Annotated in this window: 4 protein-coding genes, 3 tRNA genes and 2 pseudogenes; 8 read left to right on the top strand and 1 reads right to left on the bottom strand. The window is 36.2% G+C overall.

Annotation, left to right across the window (positions count from 1 at the left end; all coding sequences use genetic code 11):
* Positions 1-362, top strand: a pseudogene (locus WGMM_RS03790) (hypothetical protein); the annotation flags it as partial.
* Between the two features lie 420 nt (positions 363-782).
* Here the strand turns inward: WGMM_RS03790 and WGMM_RS03785 are convergent.
* A complete protein-coding gene (locus tag WGMM_RS03785) occupies positions 783-1,277 on the bottom strand; it encodes a hypothetical protein (protein ID WP_038250301.1) in 495 nt (164 codons plus the stop codon).
* A 206-nt stretch (positions 1,278-1,483) separates the two neighbouring features.
* Here WGMM_RS03785 and carA point away from each other — a divergent pair, with 206 nt between their 5' ends.
* The 7 genes and pseudogenes from carA to nusG form a co-directional block, all read left to right on the top strand.
* Complete coding sequence (gene carA / locus WGMM_RS03780) at positions 1,484-2,575, top strand: glutamine-hydrolyzing carbamoyl-phosphate synthase small subunit (protein ID WP_038250296.1); 1,092 nt, start codon at positions 1,484-1,486, stop codon at positions 2,573-2,575.
* Between the two features lie 114 nt (positions 2,576-2,689).
* Positions 2,690-2,772: transfer RNA gene (locus WGMM_RS03775), tRNA-Tyr, on the top strand.
* Positions 2,773-2,776: 4 nt separating this feature from the next.
* Positions 2,777-2,847 (top strand) — tRNA-Gly (locus tag WGMM_RS03770).
* A 77-nt stretch (positions 2,848-2,924) separates the two neighbouring features.
* Positions 2,925-4,097, top strand: coding sequence for an elongation factor Tu (tuf, locus tag WGMM_RS03765; RefSeq protein WP_038250291.1), 1,173 nt, complete (start codon positions 2,925-2,927; stop codon positions 4,095-4,097).
* A gap of 13 nt (positions 4,098-4,110) precedes the next feature.
* Positions 4,111-4,183, top strand: a tRNA-Trp gene (locus WGMM_RS03760).
* Between the two features lie 10 nt (positions 4,184-4,193).
* Positions 4,194-4,403 carry a preprotein translocase subunit SecE gene (gene secE / locus WGMM_RS07375; protein ID WP_038250313.1) on the top strand — a complete coding sequence of 70 codons (210 nt, stop codon included), beginning with the start codon at positions 4,194-4,196 and terminating at the stop codon, positions 4,401-4,403.
* Positions 4,393-5,159: pseudogene (gene nusG / locus WGMM_RS03750) on the top strand (transcription termination/antitermination protein NusG); the annotation flags it as partial. The gene secE and the pseudogene nusG, both read left to right, overlap by 11 nt.

Below are 5,159 nucleotides of genomic sequence, written 5' to 3'. Positions count from 1 at the left end.
AAATTAGTTGGGGTGCAAAAGATGAATCTGGAAAAGACCTTAACTGTACTGTTGTTCTAAATATAAATTTAGGTCAAGTTAGTATTAAAAAATCAACTATTGACGGTAAAGATGTTGAACCAAAGAAAATTTTAGAGTTAGCTAAGCAAAACGAGGCTGTGCTTATAAAAGGTAAAGCTTTACATAAAGTTTTGGCAGCACATTTCATTAAGCAAACACCATGTGAGGAAAAGAAGGATACGCAATCGCACGAGAATATTGTTGTACCTGGTTCCGGTGCACCTCGCTCTATTAATGAGGAAATAACTGTAGAGCATCCGTTCGGGAAAGCGGCAAATAAAGATAATCATAGAGAAATGTGAGTTTACAACAAATGGTGCCATGAAAGTAGCTGATACATAACTGTACGAACGTTTGTTTGCGAGGAAATGTTATAGCAGGTTTTGCCTCAAACACAAAGGTGACATTCCAGTGCTTGACACTAGAATCCAGCCCTTTTACGCAGTCCCATTAAAAACGTTGTATTTTAACGTAGGATTAGCTACTTTTATACTCACCAATTTAATCTCTAATCAAAATTCCTGGATCCCAGTGTCTGGGCACTGGGATGACATCCTCCCTAGTGGATTCAAATCACAATATTCGTATAGTAAGCACTGACCACTTTTGCTTCAATATTTGCGATGCCCCTGAACAGATACAATTATTCTATTATCAGGAGGATGCCATTAATCGCTTTATATAATGCTACTTGTAACACTTATGCCCTGAACGGAGACAGTTTAGGCTGTTATGCCTGGCGGCTTTGTTGGAATAAGTTTTTCAACACTGCTAATAATAAAATTGATTGTATCGTCAGCTACCTTATCGAATTTATCATTTATCTCTTTTCCTATTTCTTGATTTTTAACATATTCGTGTAGAGCTAAAGCAGTTATAGCTGCACATGCTGCAATTAAGCCAGTTTGTGCCATAATGAATAGTGATAATCCTCCTACGAATATAGATGTTAATCCAATAGCCAGATTTATAATTTTACTTTGTATTGTTTGTTGCGTCGCTTGGCTTTGATCTGCCTGTTTATCCTCTAAAGCATTCGATATTGTTTTTAAGGCAACTTTTATCGCTATTGCTGCAACTGAAACCATAATTAGCCCTATAGCTATTTTTGTTAAAAGAAGAATCGACGGTAGCATCATTACAAATAATAGCGCGCCAATTCCTCCAGCTAACCACTTCTCATTTATTTTTTTTGATTGATTTGTACCAGTGTTCATTATTATCCTCCACTTTATTTATGATTTACCTATATCTGATACGAAATATGAAGGTAGTCAACTATATATTTTATATGAAAGATTGTATTAAAAGTTTTTACATGTTATTTTTTGCTGCTTCGTGGTTAAATTTGGAATTTTAGAAAGAGTTACGTATTATTTGAAATTCTTGTATACTGCTTTGAATCAGTTAAATAGATAATGAAGTGCAGGACGCAGTTTTAATTTTACAAGATGGCGAGTGCTTTTGGGGAAAATCAGTAGGTAAAAAAGGCAAATGCATAGGTGAGGTCTGTTTTACCACTGGTATGACCGGTTATCAGCATACTATAACTGATCCTTCTTTTGCCGATCAAATTATAACGTTCACTTTTCCTCATATTGGTAACGTTGGAATAAACCATAAGGATAATGAAGGAAAGAAAATTTTTGCAAGTGGTGTGGTTATGCGTGAACTTTCTTCTATGTCCCACCCTTCTTCATATATCAGTTTAAATGATTGGTTAGAGAAAAATAACGTGATTGGGATATCAGGAGTTGATACTAGAGCTTTAACGAGACATTTGAGAGAACATGGATCTCAAAATGGAATGATATGCTCATCGAGTAAGGCGCATGCGTTGGACAAATTTAAGGAATACAAATCTGTAAATGGGATAGAAATAACCAATAAAGTCAGCTTGCATAGTAATTTTAAAAGTGACCTTAATTCAAAATATAGGGTTGTAATAGTTGATTTTGGCGTAAAAATCAGTATAGTTTCACGCTTAATAGAACTTGGTTGTACAGTTGAATTAATCAGACCAAGCACAGGTTTTGCTCAAAAAGTGTTGAGTATGAATCCAGATGGGATAGTGCTTTCAAATGGTCCTGGTGATCCGCAAGAAATAGGAGAAAGTGTAGTTTCAGAAATAGACATTATTATAAAATCTAAAATACCAATTTTTGGCATATGCATGAGCCATCAATTACTTGCGATTACTTTGGGGGCAAAGACCATCAAGATGGATATAGGTCACCGAGGGAGTAACCATCCAGTTTATGATGTAATTAGTGGAAAAGTTGAGATCTCTAGCCAAAATCATGGTTTCGTTGTTGATTCAGCTTCTCTTCTAAGTAATGTTGAAATTACTCACATTTCTCTACTTGATAATAGTGTAGAGGGAATAATGATGAAGGATTACCCAGTCTTTTCTGTGCAATACCATCCAGAAGAAGCGCCAGGTACGCATGATTCGCATTATTTGTTTAAACGTTTTATTGACAATATTGTGTTGTATAAAATGAAATCTGCGTGATTTTAATCAGGGTAGGTTTTATTGCTTGATTTTTTAATTTTAGGCGTTTAGTATTAAATACAATAAGAGTTTAAGTTAAGATGCTAAAATAGTATTGTCTTAACAAATTTTTGCGGAGGAGTGACCGAGTGGTTAAAGGTAACAGACTGTAAATCTGTCCGCGTGAGCGTACGTAGGTTCGAATCCTACCTCCTCCATTGTGCGGGTATGGCTCAATGGTAGAGCTCTAGCCTTCCAAGCTAGTGACGTGGGTTCGATTCCCACTATCCGCTCTTTTTTTGTTGTATTTTTGTAAAATCAACATATTATTTATTCACGTATTTGTATTTTAGGTAGAAAAGTTTAAATTATGACAGCAATAGTGGAAGCATTTGGAAAGCCGCATGTAAATGTGGGAACAATAGGACATGTGGATCATGGGAAGACGACGTTAACAGCGGCGATAACGAAGCATTATGGAAGTTTTGTAGCGTACGATCAGATAGATAAAGCGCCAGAAGAAAGGAAGAGGGGGATAACGATAGCAACAGCGCATGTTGAGTATCAGACGGAAAAAAGGCATTATGCACACGTTGATTGTCCTGGACACGCTGACTATGTAAAGAACATGATAGTAGGTGCAGCACAGATGGATGCGGCGATATTGGTGGTGTCGGGGGTTGATGGGCCAATGCCACAAACGAGAGAGCATGTATTGCTGGCGAAGCAGGTAGGTGTTGGATATATCGTGGTGTATATAAATAAAGCTGATGTTGCTGATGCTGATATGATAGATTTAGTAAAAATGGAAGTGAGGGAATTACTGAGTAAATACGGATTTCCAGGGGATGAAGTGCCTGTGGTGGTTGGTTCAGCACTCAAGGCGCTGGAGGATGACAGCAGCGAATATGGAAAGAAATCAGTAGACAAATTGATGGAAAAGTTAGATGAATATGTAGCGGTTCCACCAAGGCCTGTGGATTTACCATTTTTATTGCCAATCGAAGATGTATTTTCGATATCGGGGCGAGGAACAGTGGTAACAGGAAGAATAGAGAGGGGAGAGATAAAGACGGGAGAAGAGATAGAGATAATAGGTCTGCAAGCGACGCAAAAGACGATATGTACCGATGTTGAGATGTTTAAGAAGTTGCTGGATAAGGGAAGTGCAGGACTCAATGTAGGAATATTGTTGAGAGGAACAAAAAGAGAAGAAGTGGAGAGAGGGCAAGTATTAGCGAAACCGGGGACGATAACACCGCATAGAAAGTTTAAGGCGGAGGTTTATATATTAAAGAAAGAGGAAGGAGGAAGGCATACGCCATTTTTTGGGAATTACCAGCCACAGTTTTATTTAAGGACAACGGATGTAACTGGGAGCATAAAATTGCTAGATGGGGAGGAGATGGTAATGCCAGGAGATAATGTGAGTGTAGAAGTAGAATTGCAAGTACTGATAGCAATGGATAAGGGATTGCGTTTTGCGATAAGAGAAGGCGGTAGAACTGTTGGTTCTGGTGTTGTTTCTGAAATTTTAGAGTGAGAGTTTGAGTTATAGGAGTGTAGCTCAATTGGTAGAGCGCTGGTCTCCAAAACCAGAGGTTGTAGGTTCAATTCCTGTCGCTCCTGCATTAATGTTATGGTCGAAATGTTAAAAAGTTTGTGTGGTTTTTTCTGTGATATAAAGCAAGAAATACGAAGAATTGCTTCGGTAAAGAAACAGGAGGTGTTGTCATCTCTATTTGTTGTAATGATTGTTATATTATGCTTTTCGATTTTCTTCTGCTTTGTGGATTTTATGTATCTTTACGTAATTAAGGCTTTATTTGGAATTATTTATGGAATGTGAATATAAATGGTATATCATTAAAGTTGATTATGGATATGAGCAAGGTATACGCGAATTGGTAAGTAATGCTGTTTATTTTAAGGAAGTGTTTATTCCTTATCAAACGGTATGTAATTCAAAGTCTGATATAAAAGAATTATGTGAAGTTTATGTATATATGCATCTGTGTGATGAAAGCAAAAATATTTTGAATCAAACGCCTGGATTCTGCAGTGGCGAATCTGGTAATTTTGAGATGATTTTAGATGATGAGATAAGTTTAAAGTGTAAAGAATTTAATAGGTATAAATGGTATATCTTGAGACTTCCTTCTAATTGTGAAGAGAAAGTGCGCCAACATATATTGGAAAATTCTATGAGATTGGGTGTTAATGATTACCTTAAGGAAGTTTTTATTCCATATGAAGAGCTAAGTGAAGTAGAGTTGAAATCTAAGAAAATTGCTACGCGAAGGAAATGCTTTCCTGGTTATGTCTTTTTATACGTGAATTTATGCGATGAAGTATTGAATTTTATCAATAATATACCAAAATCTCTTAAGGTTTATGGATTTTTGAAAAACGGTAATATTCCAAAGGTGATTTTGGATGATGAGATTCACTCAATGTCTAATGCACTTTATAATGCTCAAGAGACAAAGAAGTTAAGGTTATGAAAAAGGTGAAAAAGTGAAAATTAATGATGGTCTTTTTCAAAATTTTACTGGTAAGGTAAATATGGTAAACTATGAGAAAAAAATTATTAATGTGGAAGTAT

Origin of the sequence: Wolbachia endosymbiont of Glossina morsitans morsitans (genome assembly GCF_000689175.1) — a bacterium.
GTDB lineage: Bacteria > Pseudomonadota > Alphaproteobacteria > Rickettsiales > Anaplasmataceae > Wolbachia > Wolbachia pipientis.
The sequence above is the reverse complement of the archived record's forward strand: the minus strand, read 5'-3'. Positions and strand labels throughout refer to the sequence as shown.

Coding starts and splice junctions, on each gene's coding strand:
- WGMM_RS03785 (WP_038250301.1), bottom strand. CDS start 1,277: ATGAACACTGGTACAAATCAATCAAAAAAAATAAATGAGAAGTGGTTA.
- tuf (WP_038250291.1), top strand. CDS start 2,925: ATGACAGCAATAGTGGAAGCATTTGGAAAGCCGCATGTAAATGTGGGA.
- secE (WP_038250313.1), top strand. CDS start 4,194: ATGGTCGAAATGTTAAAAAGTTTGTGTGGTTTTTTCTGTGATATAAAG.